Genomic DNA, 22,467 nt, shown 5'->3' with positions numbered 1-22,467 from the left:
TCTTGAAACCTATTCGCGAAAGTCGTATCTAACGTTTCATAACCGTCTGATTATCAGACAATAACGAATAACAGACTAACCAAAATCGACGCGGCTAGCGTCGGTAGCGCTATTCCACGACTGAGGGTAAAGACCGATGATGCGAATCATCCTGTTCCTGGCGACTAACCTGGCGGTGGTGCTCGTTGCCAGCGTCACGTTGCGACTATTGGGCGTCGAGCCCTATCTCAACGCCAACGGGCTGAACATGAACAGCCTGCTGATCTTCTGCTTCGTGTTCGGCATGGCCGGTTCGCTGATCTCGCTGTTCATCTCCAAATGGATGGCCAAGATGAGCACCAAGGCCAAGGTGATCGAACAGCCGAGCAATTCGACCGAGCAGTGGCTGCTCGATACCGTTCGCGAACTGGCGCAGCAGGCCAACATCCAGATGCCGGAAGTCGCGATATTCCCGGCCCAGCAGTCCAACGCCTTCGCCACCGGCTGGAACAAGAACGATGCGCTGGTCGCGGTCTCTCAAGGCTTGCTCGAACGCATGCGTCCGGAAGAAATCCGTGCCGTGCTGGCCCACGAGATCGGCCACGTCGCCAATGGCGACATGGTCACGCTGGCCCTGATTCAGGGCGTGCTCAACACCTTCGTGATGTTCTTCGCGCGCGTGGTCGCCCAGCTCGTCGACAGTTTCCTGCGCGGCCGCGACAATGGCGGCGGCCTGGGCTTCATGGGCTATTTCGTGGTGGTGATCGTCGCGGAAATCGTCTTCGGCCTGGTCGCCTCGATCATCGTGGCGTGGTTCTCGCGCTTCCGCGAATATCGTGCCGATGCCGCCGGGGCCAAATATGCCGGCAGCGGCGCGATGATCAACGCACTGACCCGCCTGAAAGCCGAGACCAGCCAGCCGGACCAGATGCCGGACTCGCTGACGGCGTTCGCCATTACCACCGGGCAGACGCGCAAGGTCATGGAGAAGCTGTTCGCCAGCCATCCGCCATTGGACGAGCGCATCCGGGCGCTGAAGGAATCCGCCTACCGCGAGTGAATCGCGCTTAGGGGTTGCCCCGGCAGCCGCGCAGTCATACGCGAAGCTCCATCATTCTCAAGCCCTGTCATCCTCGAGCCCCGTCATCCCGCGGGGCTTTTTTCATCGGTATCTTCCTCGGCCACGGGCTCACCGCCAGCCGCGCGACTATTCCCTTCTCCACGATCTGCATCCGATTCTTCGACTCGCGTGTATCCCCGGCGCAGGGCATGAAGTCCTGCCCTATTCACGCTCAGAGAGACGCCAATGAAAACTCGACAGCTAGCCAGCGTTACCCTGACCGCCGCCCTGCTGGGTTCCTTCAGCCTCGTGGCAAATGCGAACGACGTGCCGGCAGACGTCAAGGTACCGGACGGCAACAAGGTCGCCATGGAAACGGTAGGCGTCGGCGAGATCACCTATGCCTGCGAAATGAAGGATGGCGCGCACGAATGGGTGTTCAAGGGACCGGATGCCAAGCTCAACGACGCAGACGGCAATCAGGTCGGCAGCTACTACGGCCCGCCGGCCACCTGGGAATCCAGCGACGGCTCCAAGATCACCGGCACTCAACTGGCTACCGCGCCAGGTGGCGAGGGCAATATTCCCTTCCAACTGGTCGAAGCCAACCCGGCCGAGGGTGAAGGACACATGACCGGTGTCAGCTACGTCCAGCGCCTGAACACTCAGGGCGGCGTGGCGCCGGACATGGCCTGCAGCGCCGACAACGACGGCGCCGAGGAAGTGGTCGAATATCAGGCTGACTATCTGTTCTGGAAAGCCAGCTGATCGACAATGCCCGCTGACCGACAATGCTGGCTGATCTGCCAACGCAGCTGATTTGCAGACGCAGTGGATGACTCCGCGTTCATCCACAGGTCAACACGGACTCGCCATGACGAGTCCGTGTTGCGTAGTATGAGACTCATCAGCCCCGACCGGGGTGCGCTTCAAGGATAGTGCGTGTGACAGACGACACAGCGGCGCTCAATCAGTCGACGTTCGATCATGGCGTTTTACTCGAAGCCTGTGCCAATGGGGACCGCCAGGCGCTTCGGCGGCTCTACGCGCAGGAAGGATCCCGCATGCTGGGCGTGGTGATCCGTATCGTCGGCGATCGCGGCATCGCCGAAGACATCATCCACGACGCGTTCGTCAGGATCTGGAACAAGGCCCATACGTTCGATGCCCAACGCGGCTCGGGCAAGACATGGATATTCAGCGTCACGCGTCATCTGGCACTCAATCATGTCAGAACCCGTCATCGGGAAGTGACCGTCGATGACGACACGGCCGAAAGGCTCGATGCCGAGCGATCACAGGAGGCGGCTACGGATACCCAGGATCATTTCGACTGGCTCGGCCATGGCGAGTTGGATCGCTGCCTCGGACAACTGTCGCCGGAGCGCCGCAACTGTCTGTTCCACGCCTATGTCGACGGCTTCAGCCATCAGGAGATCGCCACGCGCCTGGATCGCCCCCTGGGGACCGTCAAGGCCTGGATCAAGCGAAGCCTGGCGGCGCTGCGTGAGTGCCTGTCATGACCGATCATCTTGAGCCAATTTCTTCTCTCGGACCGGACGAGACCGACGACCTGGCGGGCGAATACGTGCTGGGCACGCTGAGCGCCGAACGACGCGAGGCGGTCGAACATCGTCTATCCCAAGACTCGGCGCTTCAGGCCGCCGTCTGGCGCTGGGAATCGCGGTTGCAGCCTTACACGGCGCTAGCGGAACCGGTAGCGCCCTCGGCCCAGCTGTGGCAGCGCATCGAGCGCAGTCTCGGCCGCCAGGATGCGCCAGCTTCGACGCGCTCGCCGGATCGATCGCCCACCGAGCATACGCTCTGGGAACGGCTTTGGGACAACGTGACCTTGTGGCGAGGCGTGAGTTTCGCCAGCGTGCTGGCAGTTGTCGGCCTCGCCGCGATGCTGGCGTTCGGCCCGGGCGCCCAACCCTCGCCCCGATACATGGTCGTGCTGATGACGCCCCAGCACACTCAGGCCGGCTGGGTCGTCGAGGCGAGTTCATCGCAGCAGATCAGTCTGATACCGGTCGGAACTATCGAAGTGCCACCGGGCAAGGCACTGGAGTTCTGGACCAAGGCCGACGACTGGAGCGGGCCGGTCTCGCTGGGCCTGGTCCAGCCTGGCCAGACCCAACGACTCTCGTTGAAGGATCTGCCGCCACTCGAAGACAACCAGCTGTTCGAATTGACGCTCGAGGACGCCACGGGCTCCCCGCTCGATCGCCCGACCGGCCCGATTCAGTTCATCGGTCGTGCCGTCGAACTGTAGCGCTCATCGGCAACCCTGCAGCGGCACGCCCGCTGCAGGGGGCTTTCGATAACCAACTTTCGATAACCAGGCTTCGATTGCCATCTTTCGACATCCAACCTGTCGATAACCAACTCGTCGACAGCCAATGAGAACAGTTGACAACAAAGCCCTTCCCGCGCTTAATTAGTTGACACTATCAACCGAAAGGCTGCGACATGACCGACACGTCGGTGGGTGACTCCCTGCACCAGCTCATGCATGCCTACAGGCGCAGGTTACGCCAGGCCTATGCAGATACGCAGTTGAACCTCACCGTTTCACATATCCGCACGCTCAAGGCCATTCGTAGTCAGGCGCCCTGCACCGCCCAGCACATCTCCCAGTATACCCAGCGCGACAAGGCCCAGATCACCCGGCTGCTGCGGGACCTGTTCGATGCCGACATCATCGCCAGATCGCCCCATCCCGAAGACCGGCGCAGCCAACTTCTATCGCTGACGGATCGCGGACGATCCGTGCTGGCACAGGTCGACGGTTGTGAACGGGATGCCCACGCGAGACTGTCTGAAGGAATGACGCAGGAAGACCTCGATGCGTTTCTGCGGCTATCGCGGTTGATGATCTCCAACCTGAATTGAACGAGAATTTCGATGCCCAAACCCGCCCCCAGACCTTACACCGTACTGAACCGTCAACTCGTCACCCCCCACATGCTGCGCTTGACGTTCGGCGGCGAGGGCATGGCCGGCTTTCCCGCCGATCAGGAGAGCGCCTACGTCAAGCTGATGGTTCCCGATGGACAAGACGAACAGGGCAACGCCCGGACGGTCCCGCGCACCTACACGGTGCGCCATCAGCGCGACGGAGAGATCGACGTGGACGTCGTGGTTCACGATGACGGTGGCCCCGCCGCCACCTGGGCCGCTGCAGCGAATCCCGGCGACACGATCCTGATCGGTGGCCCGGGACCCGCCAAACGTCTGCCGGAAAACGCCGACTGGTATCTGCTGGTCGGCGATATGACCTCGCTACCGGCGATCGGCGCCAATCTGGAACGCTTGCCACCTGACGCCAAAGGGCGCGCGATCATCGAAGTGACCAGCGAAGCCGACATCCAAGCGTTCGAGCTGCCCGACGGCATGCGGATCGACTGGTTGATCAATCCGCACCCGGGTAGCGACAGCGACCGTCTCACTAACGCCCTGCGCGAGTTCGACTGGCTTCCGGGCGCCCCAGGGATCTGGGTCGCCTGCGAATTTTCGGCCATGCGCAAGCTACGTCGCCATCTGATCGACGATCGCGGCGTGGGCAAACGGGAGATGTATATTTCGAGCTACTGGAAACTGGGCGCGAGCGAAGATGGCCACCGCGTGGTCAAGCGCGAGGACGCGGAAATAGAAGAAATCGAGAGCGCCTAGCCAAGGAGGTCGGCACGGGCGCTCTCTGACGAGGCGGGACTCGGCTATTTGCCCAGTTTGACGTTGAACCCGAAGCCTTCCATGGCGTCACGCAGGCCGCCCTTGTTCTTCTTCAGCTCGACCCGCAGCGTCTGGAATTCCCGCCGTGAGGGGTATTCGCGGCGGTAGGCATCGAACCCCGCGGCCATGCCCAGTCGACGACGATAGCGATCGAACGCCAGCATGTCCCGGCGCACGTCGTAGCAGGCCCGCGCGCACAGCGACAGCGCTTCCAGCGGTGGCGTCCAGCTGTGCAGCACGATCTTGCGCAGCCACGGGTCCGGCTTGAGCTGGCCGAGTTTCTTGCGTGACGGCAACCCGAAGTGGCGCATGGCGGCCTGATAGATCATCTCGGTGCCCAGCATCTTGCCGTCGACGCTGTAGCCGGCGATATGCGGCGTACCGATATCGACCAGCTCGAACAGCGCCTCGTCGATCCCCGGTTCGTGCTCCCAGACATCAAGCACCGTACGCAGGTCGACCTTGCGTTCGAGCCGCTCGCGCAACGCAACACCGTCGAGACAGTCGCCGCGGCCGGCATTGATCAGCACGGTGCCGGGTTTGAGTGCCTGGATACGGTCGCGATTCATGAGGTGGTGCGTGGCGTGTTTGCCGTCGGCCACCAGCGGCGTGTGCAGACAGACGATGTCGGCACGCTCGATCAGCGTATCCAGATCCAGAAAATCTTCCCGATTCTCGGCCTCGGCACGCGGGGGATCACAGATCAGACAGTCGACATCGAGATTGTCCAGACGTGCCGCCAGCCGCCCGCCGACGTTGCCGGCACCCACGATTCCCACCGTCTTGCCGGATAGCGAGAAGCCGTCTTCTTCGGCCAGTAGCAACAGACTGGAAAGCACATAGTCGACCACCGAATCGGCATTGCTGCCCGGCGCGCTGGCAAAACCGATACCCCGTTCGGCGAGCAGGTTCGTATCGATATGGTCGGTGCCGATGGTACAGGTGCCGACGAACCTCAGCTTGTCGGCGCCTTCCAGCAGCGTGGCGTTTACCGGTGTGATCGATCGCACCACCAACACATCGTGCCCGCGAAGACTGTCTGCCGTCATCTCGCGGCCGGGCTGACGAGTGACTTCGCCCAGCTCGCCAAAAAACTCTTCCGCCAGCGGAATGTTCTCATCCACCAGGATACGCATGACTTTCCTCTTGATTGGTTCCGCCCCGACGGTTGTCTCGTTCAATCCCGACCCCAGGCCATGGTAACGACCGATCAAGTGCCGGTCATGGGCCTCGAAAGCGGCGTCGATTTCTGCAGCGCTTGCTTTACAATGGCGCCTGACGTCAGCTGCGCCGCGGGGTCGAAGCACCGCAACGCTTGGCGCAGCCATATTAGGCCCGCCATTCGCGATGAACAAGCGATGAGCGCCAACGCAGCAGGAGACCGTGTGATCGTCCGTTGGGAAAGTGAACATGACTACGTTCTGGTCCATCTGCACCAGGACATGTTTGGCGACTGGATCTACAGTCGCGCCTGGGGCCAGATCGGCACCCAGTATGGCGGTCTCAAGCATGCCGTCGCCGAGAGCTACGCCCAGGCGATGATGTGGATCGACGATCTTTCCCACATTCAGACCGCGCGGGGCTATCGCAAGGTGCTCGAGGCCGACGACGACAGCCCCGAAGGCCGCCAGGCCGTGGCCCAGCTCTCGCTACTGGATTAGACCTCGCACTGGATTAGACCTCGCACTGGACTAGACCTCGCGCGACCTCCGTCGCCGCGGAGGTCGGATTCGTCGGCTAGCCGGCGTGCCGAATGCGAAAACAGTGATGCAGATTGGCACGTCGGGTGAAGTCCGGATCGTAGGTCTGGGCGGTGATCTCCTCGACGCGATAGCGTGATACCACTTCGTCGTCCAGCCGGAAACGCTGCTGGTTGTTGGAGAAGATCAGCTCCCCGGCCGGCGCCAGACGGGCCATGGCCAGTTCGATCAGTCGGGCATGGTCGCGCTGGATATCCAGCGTCCCCTCCATCTTCTTGGAGTTCGAGAACGTCGGCGGATCCATGAAGATCAGGTCGAACTCGCTGCCGGCAGTCTCGAGCCAGCGCAGGCAGTCGTCGCGCACGACCCGGTGACGGCTCGGATCGAGCTTGTTAAGCGTGAAGTTGTCTCGCGCCCACTCCAGGTAGGTGTTCGACAGATCGACGCTGATACTGTCGCTGGCCCCGCCCAGCGCCGCGTGAACGCTGGCCGTGGCGGTATAGCAGAACAGGTTGAGGAAGCGTTTGCCTTTGGCCTTCTCGCCGAGCAGACGACGCACCGGGCGGTGATCCAGAAACAGCCCGGTATCCAGATAGTCCTTGAGATTGACCCACAGTCTGGCGCCGCCCTCCTCGACCACGAAGCGGTCGCCGCTATTGGCCTGCTTGCGATACTGCGCCTTGCCGCTCTGACGCTCGCGCTGCTTGTAGTGAATCTGCTCGGGCCGCACGTCCATGGCCACGGGGATGGCGCTCAACGCGTCCATCAGACGACGCTGCGCCTTGCTCGGGTCGACCGATTTGGGTGCCGCGTACTCCTGCACGTGGATCTGGTGGCCATAGACATCGATGGCCAAGGCATATTCCGGCATGTCGGCGTCATAAAGCCGGTAGCAGGATTCGCCGGACTTCTTGAGCCACTTGTTCAACCGCTTGCGGTTCTTCTGCAGCCGATTGGCGAACATCTGCGCGCCCTCGCTCAGCGGCGCTTCCTTGGGCACCGGCCGAGATCGCGACTCCTCGGCTTCGGCGGGATCCCGTTCGTCGATGTCGATCAGCAGCAGCTTGCAGTCGAGCGGGCCATTCTTGAACGCATACTGCTTGTGGGCTCGCAGCCCGAGCCGATGGCCCAGATCCGGATTGCCGGTGAACAGCGCCAACTGCCAGCCCGGGAACTGCTGGCGCATGCGTTCGCCCAGATCGCTGTAAAGAGCGACCAGTTCGGGGAGCTCCCCCAGGCGTTCGCCGTAGGGCGGATTGGTCACGATCAGCCCCGTCTGCAAGGTTTCACTGCCATCCGCCGCTTGCGGGCGCTCGAGCGACTTCACCGAGCCGCCATTCAGCGTGATCAACGCCGGGATGCCGGCACGCATGGCGTTGCTTCTGGCGGCACCGATCGCCTGCGGGCTCTGGTCCAGACCGAACAGATGCGAGCGTGCCCCACGCCGGCCGACATCGGCGCGTGCCTGGGCCTCGCGACGCAGCGTATGCCAGATTTCGGCGTCGAAATCAGCCAGCGTTTCCAGAGCGAAGCGTTCACGGCTCAACTGGGGGGCTATGTCTGCGGCCATCATCGCCGCTTCGATCAACAGCGTACCTGCCCCGCACATTGGGTCGAGCAACGGCTCTCCGCGCTTGGCACGCGCTGGCCAGTCGGCCCGGACCAGCAGCGCCGCCGCCAGGTTCTCCTTCAGCGGAGCGTGCCCGGCGTCGCGCCGGTAGCCGCGCTGGTGAAGGCTCGCACCCACCAGATCGATACCGACCAGCAGCTGGCCCTTGTGCAGATGGGCATAAAGGCGCACGTCCGCCTCTCGCGGATCGATGGAGGGCCTCTCCCAGCCCGCCGCGAGCAGTGCTTCCACCAGGCCATCCTTGACTACCTGCGCGCCGAAGCGTGTATGGCGAATGGCGGCAGACTGACCATGAAAATCCACGGCCAGGGTCTGCCCGGGCTTCAGCATCTTGGCCCACGGCTGGGATCTGACCGCTTCGACGATCGCCGCGGGCTCCTCGCAACCGGTTTCCCGCCCCAATGTCACGATCACCCGATTGGCCAGGCGTGACCACAGGCAGATGCGATAGGCAGTGGCCCGGTCGGCGCTCGCGTGGAGACCGGCGACCGTAGTTTTTTGTATCTCGGCTCCCAGAGTCGCGACTTCGTCGGCCAGCAGGGACTCGATACCCCAAGGGCAGGTGATGTAGAGATTTAACAGCAAGTTATCGTCCTTCATGGCGGCATCATCGGACCCGTGTATAGCGGTCATATTCCCTTGGAGGCAGTAAAGAAAAGGCTTTATGACAAAACGCCTATCGACATCGTTTCTCATTTCGACTAAAGATGACAGTCGTAGCTACGAAACAACGCATGCGGTTTGCCTGTCCGGACGTTTTCGCGGGCAGCCTGTCGAATTTGGCCTTGTGCCGATCGACTGGCTGTGGTTTTTCCCAGGAGATGCACTTGTTCAGACAAGAGGCTACTACACGATGAAACGACAGAAACGTGATCGCAACCAGCGGGCATTTCTCCACGGCTACAAGGCTGGCATCGTCGGTCGCTCACGCGATGAGTGTCCCAGCCAGGAAGTGAATCTGCGTGAAAACTGGATGAGCGGATGGCGTGAGGGTCGCGGAGACCAGTGGGCCGGAATGACAGGCGTTTCGGGTATCCACAAGAACCCCGCGGTGATGACGTAGCTGCCGCTTACCTCGGCATGATCAAGGCTCGCTACTGGCGGGCCTTTTTATTGCCCGCTTTTTGGCTCGAGTCGGTCGTCTCATTCACCGCCTTACCGCGTACTCCTACCCGTCTCGCTCTTAAAACGCTCTCATCATCGCAGTGCGCTTGCCGTCGAACGTATTCGCCCGGGGCTCACGCTGGCTGGCGGTCGTCTTTCTGGGTCGCCCGTACGCACTCGCCGATCAATTCGGGACCGCGATAGATGAAACCGGTATAGAGCTGGACCAGATCGGCCCCGGCCTGACATTTTTCGCTCGCCCGAACGCCGCTGTCGATACCGCCCGCACCGATGATCGGCATCGTCGGCAACAGGCGCCTCAATTCCCGGACCACCGCCGTCGAACTCGCGAACAGCGGCGCGCCCGACAATCCTCCCGCCTCGTGGGCGTGCGGCATGCCCGTCACGTGCTCCCGCGACACCGTGGTATTGGTCGCGATGACGCCGTCGATGTCGTTGGCCTGGAGCGTCTCCGCCACCAGGGCGATCTCGTCTCGGGTCATGTCCGGGGCAATCTTGACCGCCAGCGGCACGCGACGGCCGGTTTCAGCATCGAGCCTGGACGCCTCGGTCTTCAGCGCCCCGAGCAGGCCGTCGAGATGATCACCGAACTGAAGATTGCGCAGCCCCGGCGTGTTGGGTGAGGAGATATTCACTGTCACGTAGTGCGCAGCGCCATGGGCCTTGCGCAGGCAGGTCACGTAGTCATCCACTGCGCGCTCGACCGGTGTCGTCAGATTCTTGCCGATGTTGATGCCGATGACACCGTTGTAGCGGCTCTTCCGCACATTGGCGACCAGATGGTCGACGCCGGCGTTGTTGAACCCCATCCGGTTGATGATCGCCTGCGGCCCGGCCAATCGAAACAGACGCGGCCTGGGATTGCCCTGCTGCGGCTTGGGGGTCACCGTACCGACTTCGACAAAACCGAAGCCCAGCGCCCCGAGGGCGTCCAGATGGTCGGCATTCTTGTCCAGGCCCGCTGCCAGTCCGACCCGATTCGGAAACGCCAGCCCCATCAGCTCGGTGGAGGCCGACGCCACGTAGGCATCGCCCAGCATACTGGTCAGACGCGCCCGATGCGCGGTATCCAGCGCGGTCAGCGTGAGTCGATGAGCGGTCTCGGGTTCTAACCGAAACAACAGGGAGCGAACGAGGGCGTACATGGAAAAATCTCGTCGGTAACAAAAGGGGGCAGTAGCGGCGGGCGAGTATATCCCAACTCGACGCGGCGACACGAATTCGACGCCCAGCAACGACAAGGCCCGGCGACGATGCACCGGGCCGTGTCATGGCGCGAGCCGTTATTGCGTGTCGAGTTGCTGAACGCGCAAGGTGTAGTTGTTGGCGCCGTTCATGGCTGAACCGAACCGCTGTCCCTTGACCCAGACGCGATAGCGACCCGGCTGCAGTACGCTCTCGATATCGAAATCGCCGTCGGCAAGAGAGCCCTCGTCGCTAGCCACCGTATTACCGTCGGCATCGAGAACCTTGGCCTGGAGGCGATACGTGCCTTCGTTGCCAGGGAACGTCGAGCTGGCGATCGAGACTGTGCCCCGGTCGACGACATCAAAGCTCAACACTTGGCCTTCCTGGCGAATCTCGATATCAGCCACGATCTCGTCGAAAGCATCGGGCAAGTCCGGCTGGTTGTTGCGGGCCCTACTGCTCTCGGAGGCGCTTGAGGCATCTGTCGCAGAGCTCGGTTTTGCCGCCGTGCCGGTGTTGGTGGTGCCGAAGGTGGCGTCATCCTGTCCTACCGAACCACCCTGCCCAGTCGAACTGCGCTGCCCTGTCGAAGCGCCTTGGGAAGCCGCGCCGCTGGCGCTGACGCTGCTGGCCGCCTTACGTCCCGGCGCGCTCAAGGTCGCAACCTGGTCGCCTTCGTCGACGAACGCCGTGGTCCGGCCGCTGGGGCCAGGCCCGCCGAACATGATGCCGCCGCCGTTGTCGACCCCGCCATCATCGCTGCCGACCACGTTGCCGCTGGCATCCAGTCTCGCGACGTCGACGTTGAAACTGTTCCCGCCCGTCTTGGTGGTCCCGAACTTCTGTCCGGAAACCTGCAGCGAGTAATCACCCGGCTCGAGTTCCTGCGTCAGCTCGAGCCCCCCGGTGGAGCCCAATCCCGAACCGCTGGTCAACACCTTGCCGTTGCTGTCCACAAGTTTGGCCGAGATCTTGTAATCGTCGGACTCCCCCGGCAGCGTCGAACTGGTGAACCGATAGCGTCCCGCCTCGTCGACCGTGAACGGATGCTGGTGGAGACCCCCGAAGAAGAAGCTGCGGCTGCGCGCATCGGAATCGGATTTAAAAAAGTGGGTCAGATCGACCTTGCTGGCCGCTTCCTGAGCATCCTTCAATGCTTCGCTCTGAGCCAGAACCTGAGTGCTGGCGCCCGCCAGGCTCAACGCCACGAATAAAGTGGACAATACGCGATACTTCATGGGGCCTCTCTGCATTCTGCGACCGAATCGGAGCAAAGCATAACAGAGACGCCTACCGACGCACCTTAAAAGGCTGCCGACAGACGTCTTGTCGTCTTGCTACCAGAAAACCTGTGGCCTGACGCGCAGCGAGCAACATCGCTGTTGCTCGTCACGATCATCCAGAGCGGGCGGCCTTGCCGCCCGCCTGCCTGTCGCCACCTTATCCCTCGCTTTCACTCTCGGCAAGGTCGACCAGCTCGCGGATCGCCACTGCCACCAGCGGGAAGCTGATCGATGCGCCCGTTCCGATCTCGGCCAGCAACGCATTCCAGCGCTCGAGCAGCGGCGAGTGCTGTTCCTGCCAATGTTCGACACGCGGCTCGACCTCACGCGGCGCATCCGTCATGCCCAGCACTTTCACCGTCAATGCCAACTGCTGACGATCCAGATCGTCTCGGAAGGTCTCCCGCGCCTGGGCCTGCCAGCTATCGCGCACCTCGAGGCTATTGATCTGCTGCATCACCCACGGCAGCTCCAGACGCTGACCGATGGCGTAATAGGTCTCGGCAACCCGCTGGATTTTATCGCCACTGGTGCGGGCGGCGCGAATGATCCCGAGTCCGGCGTACAGATTGGACGCCGCGGCAACGATCGACGCCAACGCTTCCGGCACCTTGGCCTCGACCAGCGCTTCGCAGCGCTTGGCCCAGGCTTCCCGCTCGTCGCCATTGAGGCGATTGCCGATATCTTCCTGCAACTGTGCCAGCTGGGGCGCGTACTGCTCGACACACTCCTTGATGCTGAGCGAGCCTCGGTGACGCAGAAACCAGCGCGTCGCGCGGCGCAGCAGGCGCATCAGGTCGAGCATCATGGCGTACTGCGTCTGACTCTCGACACGATGATCCAGCGCTTCGATCTGCTCCCACAGCTGATTGAACCCGAAGCTGTCGCGCGCAATCACGTAGGCCTGAGCGATCTCCACTCGCGAGGCGCCGGTGGAGTCGCGCAGCTGGCGCACGAAAGTGATACCCATGTGGTCGACCAGGTCGTTGGCGATCTGGGTCGCGACGATCTCGCGCTTGAGGCGGTGCTGGTAGAGATCGTCCGGGTAGCGCTCCGACAGGGTGGCGGGAAACGCCTTCGTCACGTGCTGCTGCAACTGCGGGTCCGCCGGCAGCTCGGCGGCGATCAGATCGCTCTTGAGCGTACTCTTGGCGTAGGAGATCAGCACGCTGAGCTCCGGCAGGGTCAAGCCGCCATCCGCATTGCTGCGCTCGATCAGCTGTTCGTCGCTGGGCAGGAACTCAAGTTCACGATCGAGACTGCCGGCCGCTTCGAGCTCGTTGATGAAGCGACGATACGGGCCAAGCCCCTCCTTGGACTGCAGTTCGGAGAGCGACAGCGCCTGGGTCTGGCGATAGTTGTCGCGCACGACCAGCTCGCCGACCTCCTCGGTCATCTCGACCAGCAGCTGGTTGCGCTGTTTCTCGGTCATGTCGCCGCGCTGAACGATACCGTCCAGCAGGATCTTGATGTTGACCTCGTGGTCCGAGCAGTTGACGCCGCCGGCATTGTCGATGAAATCGGTATTGACGCGGATGCCCTTCTCCGCCGCTTCCATGCGTCCACGCTGGGTCAGACCCAGGTTGCCACCCTCGCCGACCACACGGCAGTTGAGATCCCGGCCATCGATCCGCAACCCGTCGTTGGCCTTGTCGCCGACATCCGCATGGCTCTCGCTGGCTGCCTTGACGTAGGTGCCGATGCCGCCGTTCCAGACCAGGTCGACCTTCGACTTGAGCATCGCGTTGATCAGATCGTTCGGCGACAGCTTGTCGGCCTTGATGCCGAAGACCTTTTTCATTGCCGCGGAGACAGGAATCGACTTGGCATCGCGGGAGAAGATGCCGCCACCTTCGGAGATCGTCTTGTCGTCGTAATCCGACCAGCTCGACCGCGGCAATGCGAACAGGCGCTTGCGCTCGGCAAAGGACTTGGCGGCATCCGGCTTGGGGTCGACGAAGATATGGCGGTGGTTGAAGGCCCCGACCAGCTGAATCTTGTCGGACAGCAGCATGCCGTTACCGAAGACATCGCCGGCCATGTCGCCGATACCCAGTACGCTGAAGGTATCTTCCTGGGTGTTCAGGCCCATCTCCCGGAAATGGCGCTTGACCGACTCCCAGGCACCGCGCGCGGTGATCGCCATGCCCTTGTGGTCATAACCCTGGGCCCCGCCGGAGGCGAAGGCGTCGCGCAGCCAGAAGTCATACTCGATCGAGATCGCGTTGGCATAGTCGGAAAACGTCGCCGTGCCCTTGTCGGCCGCCACCACCAGATACGGGTCATCCGGATCGTGACGGACGACGCTAAGCGGCGGTACCACGGTGGTGCCGTCGAGATTGTCGGTGAGATCCAGTAGGCCCCGGATCAGCGTCCGGTAGCATTCGATTCCTTCGGCCTGGATAGCATCGCGGTCGGCATTTTCCGGCATCCGCTTGCAGATGAACCCACCCTTGGCGCCGACCGGAACGATGACCGAGTTCTTGACCTGCTGCGCTTTCATCAGCCCCAGAATCTCGGTGCGGAAATCCTCGTTGCGATCCGACCAGCGCAAGCCCCCGCGAGCGACCTTGCCGCCGCGCAGGTGTACGCCTTCCATCCGCGGCGAGTAGACGAAGACTTCGAACATCGGCCGCGGCTTGGGCATGCCCGGCACCTTGCTCGGCTCCAGCTTGAACGAGATGTAGGCCTTGGTACTGCCGTCTTCGCCCGGCTGGAAGAAGTTGGTCCGCACGGTCGCCTGGATCAGATCGACGTAGCGGCGCAGCAGCAGGTCGTCGTTGAGGCTGGCCACCTGATCGAGCATCGCGTTGAGCTCGTCGATGCAGGCCTGGCACTGTTCGTCGCGCTGCTTGGTCGTTTCCGGCGAGAACCGCAGCGAGAACAGCCGCGTCAGACCCCGGGTGATATCGGCATGGGCAGCCAGCGTGCTGGCGATGTAGGCCTGCGACAGCCCGATCCGCAGCTGCTTCATGTAGTGCGCATAGGCGCGCAGCACCGCCACCTGGCGCCAGTCCAGATCGGCGCCGATGATCAGCCGGTTGTAACGATCGTTCTCGGCATCGCCGACCCAGATCCGGGTGAACGCATCGATGAAGTTGTCGCGCATGTCGCGCAGATCGACCTCGCCCACGCCACGATATTCAAAGGTGAAATCGTGGATCCAGTAGGTCTGGTGTTCGGTGGCGATGCGATAGGGCCGCTCGCTGATGACGCGCAGCCCCAGATTCTCGAGCACCGGCAGCATGTCCGAGAGCGGAATCGGCGTCTCGAGATGGTAGAGCTTGAGATTGACGCTCTCCGCCGCACTCTCGGCCAGATGATAGAGGCTGACGCCGATCGGCGCGCCGTCGTCGAGCGCCTCGAGATGACGGATGTCATTGGCGGCGGTGCGTGCCGCGAAGTCGTCGCGATAGCTGCCGGGGAAGGCGTCACGGAAGGTCTGGACCCGGCGGTTGCCGGCCTCCTCGCCGAGGCTTTCGATCAGCGCGCCGTGCAGCTCCTCGCGCCAGTTGCGCGCCAGATTGATGATCTTTTTCTCCAGCGCGCGGCCGTCGAAGGCCACAGGCTTGTCGCCATTGAAGCGCAACGTGAACTGGATCCGCGCCAGAATCGACTCGGAGAGGTACGGGTTGAAGTCGGCGAAGGTCGCGTCGAGCTCTTCGCACAGCAGATTCTGAATGCGCAGGCGCAGATCGGTGGAAAAGATATCACGCGGCACGAAGACCAGGCAGGAGTAGAACTGACCGGCACGATCTTCGCGGACGAACAGACGCACGCGGCGGCGCTCACGAATATTGAGGATGCCGAATGCGGTCCGGCTGAGCTCCTCGGTGGAGCTCTGGAACAGGTCGTCGCGCGGGTGCACTTCCAGCACCTGCAGCAGCAGCTTGCCGTTGTGGCCCTTGGGATTGACGCCAGCGGCGTCGATCACCGCTTGTACCTTGCGTCGCAGAACCGGAACCGTGCGCGGCGACTCGTTGTAGACCAGCGAGGTGAAGAGACCGAAGAAACGCCATTCGCCGATCGCCTTGCCCTTGGCGTCATGCCGGGTGATGGCAATGTAGTCCGGGTAGGTCGGACGATGGACGCGCGCATGATAGGCGCTCTTGGCGAAGTGCAGCAGCGCGGAACCCTTGTCCTGCTCGAAGCGCACCGGCTCCCGGTAGCGCGGCTGGTCGAGCTTCAGCACACCCAGCTCGCTACCGCTGACACGCTCGCCATGGGCCTTCTTGCCACTGCCGACCTGACGGCTCTCGGCATAGCCCAGAAAGGTGAAGTGTTCGTCCAGCAGCCACTTGAGAAACGCCACGGTCTCCTGCTGATCGTCCTCGGCAACCCTTTCCGAACGCTGTTTTTCCAGCTCGGCGATGATCTCGCGAGCCTTGTCGCGCATCGGATCGAAGTCGACGACGGCCGTGCGTACGTCGAGCAGCACGTCGCGCAGGCCCTGCTCCAGATCGATCAGCGTATCGCTGTCGGTATGGCGGTCGACTTCGATCAGGATGATCGACTCGCGCGCTTCCGGCGCCTTTTCAGCCCGAGTGCCGGTAATCCGCGTGGCGTGGTGGCGCGCGTCTCGTTCGACCGCCAGCACCGCGTTATGGATCGCGTGCAGGGTCAGCCCGCGGCGGTTGAGCTCCATGCGCACCGAGTCGACCAAAAACGGCATGTCGCGATGAAGCACGGCGACGACGGTGTGTGGCGACTGCCAGCCATGCGCTTCGAAATTGGGGTTGAAGACCCGCACCTTGGCCTCGTCGGGATCGAAGGTACGCATGAAGTGCCAGGCTGCCAGTGTGGCGCCGTAGATGTCATCGAGCTGCCGATCCGCGGCCTCCTCGAAGGGCGCAGTGGCGTAGAGATCCTCGGCGAACGCCGTGATCCGCTTGACCTTGTCTTCAGGGAGGCGCTTGGACAGCTTTTCTTTCAGCTGTTCCAGAAATTCCGTTTTTCCCTCGATCGCGACGTGTTGCATCTATCACCTCGGCTGGCATCGACCGTCAATATGGCGGCCGCATTCAATAGGATGGGAGCTTACGTCAGCGTCACACGGCGCCCCACTCAATTGAAGCTTCGTCATGACGCATGTCGGTTATGCATCGGCGGCGACCCTGCTCGACAGCACTAACGATTGACAATATCGGCCGTCGAGGTTTGATTGCCGGGTTTGGCGGCTATCGACGCTCGAGCAGCACCCCGCACTCACAGTGGTCCGTCCACGGGAATTGGTCAAACAGTGCCATTCGCGTCACGCGATGGGTCTGGCTCAGCTGTTCGAGATTGGCGGCCAGTGTATCGGGATTACAGGAAATATAGACGATACGCTGATAACGCATCAGCGGCTCGCAGCTTTCGGCGTCAAGCCCGGCCCGCGGCGGGTCGACCAGCACGGTGGAGAAATGGCATTCGTCGAGCTGCATGGCGGTGACTCGGCGACCCTGCTTTTCCCCGCTCAGCGCCTGGGCGAACTCCTCTGCCGGCATCCGGGCGACGTGCACGTTGTCGATCGCATTGGCCTCGAGGTTCGCCTGGGCGGAGGCGACCGAGGTCCGCGAAATTTCGGTGGCGACCACGCGGCGAAAGTTCTCTGCAAGCGCCACCGTGAAGTTGCCGTTGCCACAGTAGAGCTCGACCAGATCGCCCTGGCTTTCCTGTGTCACTTCACGAGTCACGTCTCGCGCCCAGTGCAGCATCGAACGGCAGATCTCGGCATTGGGCTGGGTGAAGCTGTTCTCGACCTGCTGATAGCGAAACTCGCGACCATCCACCTCCAGTCGCTCCCAGACGTGGTCCCGATCCAGCACCAGACGCTGCTTGCGGGAACGCCCGATCAACGACACGCCGAGCTGGGCCTGCAGTTCGCGGGCGCGCGCCTCCCACTTCTCGGTCAGCGGCTTGTGGTAGATCATGGTGACCAGCGCCTCGCCGCTCAGCGTGGTGAGAAATTCGACCTGGAACAGCTTGCGACGCATCAGCGGCTCGTCGCGAATCGCGTCCAGCAGTTGCGGCATCAGGGCGTTGATCCGCTCGCTGGCGACCGGGAAGCGATCGACCCGCACGACGCGCTGGGCGACCCGGCCTCGCTGCAAGGGCGCATCGGGGTCGGCCTCGAACATGGCGTAGTAGAGATCATCTCCCTCGTGCCAGATCCGAAACTCGGCGCGCATGCGATAGTGCGATGGCGGCGACGCGAAGACTTCCAGAGTCGGCGGCGAGAACCGGGCGAACTGCCGTTCGATTCGCTCGCGCTTGGCTTCGAGCTGTGCCTCGTAGCGGGAAGGGTCTATATCGAAAATCACCACACCATAAGTCCTTGGAAGATAGGTCCTTGAAGATAGGTCCTTGAAAATAAGCTCTTGGAAATACGTTCTTAAAAAGAAGCCTTTGAAACCCTCGAAAATCGATTCCCGAACCCAGTATCGGAAAAGACGAGCGCCTAAACCGAGACATGAAATCTGGAGCAATCTACCCTGACGGCGGTGAATCGACCTCGAGCATCGTCGGCGGCGCGTAGCCGAATCGTGCCAACGCCAAGGCCAATCCCGCCGCCGAAGCAGCCGTGGCCCAGCTGGCCGACGCGGGCTCGGCGACGGATGGCTCGGCGACGGATGCCTCCGGGAGCCCTGAGACCTCCGGGGGCCACGGGAGTCCGCCACGATCGCCCGCGACGCCAGGTTCGTACAGCACCGCACTCAGGCGTCTGGCAATGGCCTGGCCCGAGTCGATCCAGCGAACGCCCCTCGGCAACAGAGCCTCGAGCGGCTCGCGCAACAGCGGAAAATGGGTGCACCCCAGCACCACTACGTCGAGACCCACCTCGGCCCTCAAAGGCGCGATCGCGGCCGCCAGTGCCGAGGCGTCGATGGGCAGCCCCCGCAGCAGACGCTCCGCCTCGATTACCAGCGGGTCCGCCGCCACGCGCACGACCTGGCAATCGCCGGCGAACTCCTCGATCAGCCGATCAAGATAAGGCCGATGAACGGTAGCGCTGGTGGCCAGTAATCCGATGATCCGATGCTCGCTCATTGCAGCGGCCGGCTTGATCGCCGGCACGGTACCGATCACCGGAATCGACAGGCGTTGGCGAAGTGCGTCCAGCGCCAGCGTACTGGCCGTGTTGCAGGCGATGACCAGCGCGCGCGGCCGGGCATGTTCGCAGGCGCGTTCGCAGACGCTGACGATTCGCGCCACCAGCCAGGCGTCTTCACGGGTACCGTACGGCAGCGCCGCGTTGTCACAAACGTAGCCGAGCGAGAGCTGCGGCAGATGTCGGCGAATCTCGGCGCTGACGGAGATACCGCCGACGCCCGAGTCGAAGATCAGTGCATCAATCCTGTCCATCGCCGGGGAAATCGGCGTCTCATGCGATCGATCCATTCCGCCCTCGCGCGTCGAATCAGCGCCATATTCTACGCAAACGACGACGATCGCGCAGTGGCGATCGTCGTCGTGAGGAGAGGCTGGAGATCGTGCGTTCGTGCTGGCAGACGGCCGGGGCGATTGCCACCCCGGGGCGCAGCATCGAAAACGACTGTAGCCAAAACAACTATAACGAACACGACTGAAGCGAAAACGACTGGAGCGAAAACGACTACAGCGGAGAGGGAGCCTCGCGAAATTCGGTGTACAGCTCCGGATAGGCCTCCTGCAGCCGCGCCAGTTCGGCACCGGCCTGGGCAGGCATCTCCTCGGCCAGGCGCGCCAGGTCTTCCTCGTCGAAGTGCTCACGGATCAGCGGGAACAGCTCTTCGCGTTCGGCGCGCAGATAGGCGCGATGCGCCTCGAGATAGGAGCGGAGATCTTCGGCAAACTTGTCCATCGGCATGACGCCATCCATCAGGATCATGTCGATATCCTGAGACAGCTGCATCAACTGCTGATGGAGATGCTGGTAGTCATCGGCCAGCCGACTGCTCAGCTCATGGATGTGCGACTCCTTGGCCACCAGCTGTTCGCTGCAGATGCGCTCCAGGGGAATCGTGAATCCATTCATGTAGTCGAGGATGTAATCGACCACTTCCCGAATCAGCCGAAAATCGGGACGATCTCCAGCGGCCAGTGTCTTGTGTTTGAGTTGCAACACATGCAGCAGGCGCGCCATGTTGGCATGGTCCTGACGCAATTGGGTCAGCATGGGCATGGTGAGACTCCTGTCCGGGAAGCGCGATCTTGATCACGCTGCCTTGTCAGCCTGATGTAACACCAGGTTGGCGCAATGCCAGAATAGCGTACTGCCAGCCAAGTGTAGTTCCAGACTCGTTGGGTGTCAGAACAATAGCGTGATACCAGAATAACCAGATATCAGACTAGAGTAGCGTGGCGGCGCCATGGAGCCCACGTGAAACGAATTCGATCGACGGGCCATTGGGCCTATCGCCAACGGCACGCTAGAATTTCCTACCCTAGCGGTTTTCCGAATAAACGCTCTACGCCTAACGTCTGAATCGCTGTAGCGAAATGTACGGTTTCGTTGCCCTCAGCCAGCCTGGATGATGCCATGGATCTCTTCACCGACGATGCCTCGCGAGGCGACAACCAGCCGGATAGCGCGCCTCTCGCCTACCGCATGCGACCGCGCCGACTGGAGGACTACGTCGGCCAGCAGGCCCTGGTCGGCCCCGGCAAACCGCTACGCCGCATGGCCGAGACGGCGAGCGTTCGCTCTATGATCCTGTGGGGGCCGCCGGGTGTCGGCAAGACGACGCTGGCCGAAATCCTCGCCGAGGCCTCCGGCGCCCGGCTCGAGCAGCTCTCCGCTGTCATGGCCGGGGTCAAGGATATCCGCGCGGCGGTCGAACGCGCCCGAGAAGGACAGATGCGCGAGCGCCAGACCCTGCTCTTTCTCGACGAGATTCACCGTCTCAACAAGAGCCAGCAGGACGCCCTGCTGCCGCACGTCGAATCGGGCTTGCTGACGCTGATCGGCGCGACCACCGAAAATCCCTCCTTCGAGGTCAACTCGGCGCTGCTCTCCCGCGCACGGGTCTACGTGCTCAAGACGCTCGACGACAACGAGCTGATCACGGTGCTGAAGCGCGCCCTCGCCAACGAGACGCTGGGCCTTGGACAGCGCAACATCCGCGCCAGCGACGAGACGCTCTCGATCCTGGCGCGAGCGGCCTCCGGCGACGCCCGGCGCGCCCTGGGCCTGCTCGAAACCGCCTGCGATTTCGTCAAGACCGACGAACACGGCGAGCATCTCGATCGCGACGCGGTGATCGAAGTCATCGGCCACCAGGCCGCCGCCTTCGACAAGCAGGGGGAGCACTATTACGACCTGCTGTCGGCCATCCACAAATCGATTCGCTCCTCGCGCCCCGACGCCGCCCTTCTGTACATGGCCCAGTTCATCAGCGGTGGCGGCGACCCGCTGGATGTCGTCAGACGTCTGGCGGCGATCGCCTCGGAAGACGTGGGCAATGCCGACCCGCGCGCGTTGCCGCTGGTGATAGCGGCGTGGGATGCCTACCTGCGACTCGGCGATTACGAAGGCCAGCGCGCCATTGCCCACGCCGCGATCCACCTGGCGATCGCGCCGAAGAGCAACCGCATCGATCAGGCCTGGAGCCAGGCCAAGGCGTTCGTCGCCGAACACCCCAACCTCGAAGTGCCGGTCTACCTGCGCAACGCCCCTACCAAGCTGATGGCGTCGCTGGGCTATGGTGACGGCTACCGCTACGCTCATGGCGAGCCCAACGGCTATCCGGCCGGTAGTGCCCACGACTGCTGGCCACCGAACCTGCCCAGAACGTACTTCTACGCCGCCAGCGAGTTCGGCCACGAAAAGCGTTTCCAGCAGATGCAAGAGTGGCGCGAGGAGCTGGATCGACAGGCCGATGGCGAGGCCTGATCGCCGGCCCTAATCAACGAGTTCCGGTTACCGAACTCTGATTGACGCCCTTGCCTGGCGGAACCAACTCCCTCGGCCCGCTCGGCCGAGCCCGCTGCCGCTGCAGAAAAAAATCGCCCCCGACGTGAGAACCACGGCGGGGGCGAATCAATCGACGAACGAACCGCTTACGGTGTCGCGGGCGACTGCTCGCGGATCACGTCGGCGCCTTCGGGAGGCTGGAACTGGAACTGCGCCGGATCGATATCGGTATTGGTCTCGGCATTGTCGAAGTCGATCGCCGTGCGCTGCCCGGTGCTGTCGGTCATCTGCAGCGCGTCGAGCTGCTCGCTGTAGAAGGTCAGCTTGAGCTGCTCGAACAGGGTGTCATTAGCCTGTGGCACCAGGGTGAAGGTTTCGCTGGCGCCCTGCTGCTGGCGTGACACGTCGTAGTTATCGGCCAGCTCCGAAGCGCTTCCCGACAACAGTAGTGCCGGCGTGTGCGTGACGCGGTCATCCAGCGGCTGGATGGTGACCTGCTCCAGATCCGGATCGTACAGCGAGACTTCATCGCCGTCGGAAACGACCAGCTGGCGATAGGGCTCGTTCACTTCCCAACGGAAATGCCCCGGCCGCGACAGCCACATGTGTCCGCTGGTGTCCTGCAGGCTCGACCCCGACGCATCCAGAATCTGCTGCTCGAAATCCGCCGAATAAGTCTTCAGCGGCTCCAGCAGATGTGTCAGGCGATCCGCAGAGGCCTGATCGGCCACTGCCGCCTGGGTCATCAATGCCGGCGCCAGCAACACGGCTCCGGCGATAGCCAACGTCTTCATCTTGCGCATGGATATTCCTTTCTTGAAACAGCGAGTCTTGAAACGACGAGCCTCGAACGGCGAGTCTTGAAACGATGAGTCGTGAATTGGCGAATCTCG

Annotated in this window: 18 protein-coding genes; 9 read left to right on the top strand and 9 right to left on the bottom strand. The window is 62.5% G+C overall.

Features of this window, described 5'->3' with window-relative positions; all coding sequences use genetic code 11:
* The first annotated feature begins 136 nt into the window (after nt 1-136).
* The 6 genes from htpX (at nt 137) to ACUN9V_RS09255 (ending at nt 4,714) form a co-directional block, all read left to right on the top strand.
* Nucleotides 137-1,039: a protease HtpX gene (gene htpX / locus ACUN9V_RS09280; protein ID WP_445511181.1), complete on the top strand. Its 903-nt coding sequence runs from the start codon at nt 137-139 to the stop codon at nt 1,037-1,039.
* A gap of 246 nt (nt 1,040-1,285) precedes the next feature.
* Nucleotides 1,286-1,807: a DUF3455 domain-containing protein gene (locus ACUN9V_RS09275; protein WP_075562533.1), complete on the top strand. Its 522-nt coding sequence runs from the start codon at nt 1,286-1,288 to the stop codon at nt 1,805-1,807.
* Nucleotides 1,808-1,983: 176 nt separating this feature from the next.
* Nucleotides 1,984-2,562, top strand: a complete 579-nt coding sequence (locus tag ACUN9V_RS09270; protein ID WP_445511180.1) for a sigma-70 family RNA polymerase sigma factor — start codon at nt 1,984-1,986, stop codon at nt 2,560-2,562.
* A complete protein-coding gene (locus tag ACUN9V_RS09265; protein WP_445511179.1) occupies nt 2,559-3,314 on the top strand; it encodes an anti-sigma factor in 756 nt (251 codons plus the stop codon). The genes ACUN9V_RS09270 and ACUN9V_RS09265 overlap by 4 nt, the downstream gene beginning before the upstream one ends.
* Before the next feature lie 197 nt (nt 3,315-3,511).
* The gene (locus tag ACUN9V_RS09260; RefSeq protein ID WP_075562536.1) at nt 3,512-3,934 is read left to right on the top strand and encodes a MarR family winged helix-turn-helix transcriptional regulator; all 423 of its coding nucleotides are present in this window, start codon (nt 3,512-3,514) and stop codon (nt 3,932-3,934) included.
* A 12-nt stretch (nt 3,935-3,946) separates the two neighbouring features.
* Nucleotides 3,947-4,714, top strand: coding sequence for a siderophore-interacting protein (locus ACUN9V_RS09255; RefSeq protein ID WP_445511178.1), 768 nt, complete (start codon nt 3,947-3,949; stop codon nt 4,712-4,714).
* 44 nt (nt 4,715-4,758) lie between these two features.
* Here ACUN9V_RS09255 and pdxB read toward each other — a convergent pair whose 3' ends face one another.
* Nucleotides 4,759-5,910 (bottom strand): 4-phosphoerythronate dehydrogenase PdxB, encoded by a 1,152-nt coding sequence (pdxB, locus tag ACUN9V_RS09250; protein WP_445511177.1) that lies wholly within the window; start codon nt 5,908-5,910, stop codon nt 4,759-4,761.
* Between the two features lie 249 nt (nt 5,911-6,159).
* Here pdxB and ACUN9V_RS09245 point away from each other — a divergent pair, with 249 nt between their 5' ends.
* Nucleotides 6,160-6,435 carry a WGR domain-containing protein gene (locus ACUN9V_RS09245; protein ID WP_445511192.1) on the top strand — a complete coding sequence of 92 codons (276 nt, stop codon included), beginning with the start codon at nt 6,160-6,162 and terminating at the stop codon, nt 6,433-6,435.
* 76 nt (nt 6,436-6,511) lie between these two features.
* On the opposite strand, the gene rlmKL is transcribed toward ACUN9V_RS09245, so the two are convergent.
* Nucleotides 6,512-8,704, bottom strand: a complete 2,193-nt coding sequence (rlmKL, locus tag ACUN9V_RS09240; protein WP_445511176.1) for a bifunctional 23S rRNA (guanine(2069)-N(7))-methyltransferase RlmK/23S rRNA (guanine(2445)-N(2))-methyltransferase RlmL — start codon at nt 8,702-8,704, stop codon at nt 6,512-6,514.
* Nucleotides 8,705-8,957: 253 nt separating this feature from the next.
* Between rlmKL and rmf the strand changes: the two genes are divergently transcribed.
* Nucleotides 8,958-9,167, top strand: coding sequence for a ribosome modulation factor (gene rmf, locus ACUN9V_RS09235; RefSeq protein ID WP_075562540.1), 210 nt, complete (start codon nt 8,958-8,960; stop codon nt 9,165-9,167).
* 175 nt (nt 9,168-9,342) lie between these two features.
* Here rmf and ACUN9V_RS09230 read toward each other — a convergent pair whose 3' ends face one another.
* The 6 genes from ACUN9V_RS09230 to ACUN9V_RS09205 all read right to left on the bottom strand — a co-directional run bounded on the left by ACUN9V_RS09230 (nt 9,343) and on the right by ACUN9V_RS09205 (nt 19,837).
* Entirely contained in the window at nt 9,343-10,374 is a 1,032-nt protein-coding gene (locus ACUN9V_RS09230; RefSeq protein WP_445511175.1) for a quinone-dependent dihydroorotate dehydrogenase, read from the bottom strand.
* A 138-nt stretch (nt 10,375-10,512) separates the two neighbouring features.
* On the bottom strand, nt 10,513-11,655 hold the full coding sequence (locus ACUN9V_RS09225; protein WP_445511174.1) for a hypothetical protein: 1,143 nt from the start codon (nt 11,653-11,655) through the stop codon (nt 10,513-10,515).
* Between the two features lie 202 nt (nt 11,656-11,857).
* On the bottom strand, nt 11,858-16,678 hold the full coding sequence (locus ACUN9V_RS09220) for an NAD-glutamate dehydrogenase (protein WP_445511173.1): 4,821 nt from the start codon (nt 16,676-16,678) through the stop codon (nt 11,858-11,860).
* A gap of 199 nt (nt 16,679-16,877) precedes the next feature.
* Nucleotides 16,878-18,005, bottom strand: coding sequence for a tRNA (uridine(54)-C5)-methyltransferase TrmA (gene trmA, locus ACUN9V_RS09215; protein ID WP_445511172.1), 1,128 nt, complete (start codon nt 18,003-18,005; stop codon nt 16,878-16,880).
* Between the two features lie 163 nt (nt 18,006-18,168).
* Nucleotides 18,169-19,080, bottom strand: coding sequence for a glutamate racemase (gene murI, locus ACUN9V_RS09210; protein ID WP_445511171.1), 912 nt, complete (start codon nt 19,078-19,080; stop codon nt 18,169-18,171).
* Between the two features lie 214 nt (nt 19,081-19,294).
* Nucleotides 19,295-19,837, bottom strand: coding sequence for a hemerythrin domain-containing protein (locus tag ACUN9V_RS09205; RefSeq protein WP_075562625.1), 543 nt, complete (start codon nt 19,835-19,837; stop codon nt 19,295-19,297).
* 363 nt (nt 19,838-20,200) lie between these two features.
* On the opposite strand from ACUN9V_RS09205, the gene ACUN9V_RS09200 reads away from it, so the two are divergent.
* A complete protein-coding gene (locus ACUN9V_RS09200; protein WP_445511170.1) occupies nt 20,201-21,553 on the top strand; it encodes a replication-associated recombination protein A in 1,353 nt (450 codons plus the stop codon).
* Between the two features lie 167 nt (nt 21,554-21,720).
* Here the strand turns inward: ACUN9V_RS09200 and lolA are convergent, their stop codons facing one another.
* Nucleotides 21,721-22,377, bottom strand: coding sequence for an outer membrane lipoprotein chaperone LolA (gene lolA / locus ACUN9V_RS09195; protein ID WP_075562547.1), 657 nt, complete (start codon nt 22,375-22,377; stop codon nt 21,721-21,723).
* Nucleotides 22,378-22,467 lie beyond the last annotated feature (90 nt).

This window comes from Salinicola sp. V024 (genome assembly GCF_052645315.1).
Note: the sequence above shows the minus strand (reverse complement) of the source record. Positions and strands in the feature narration are given on the sequence as shown.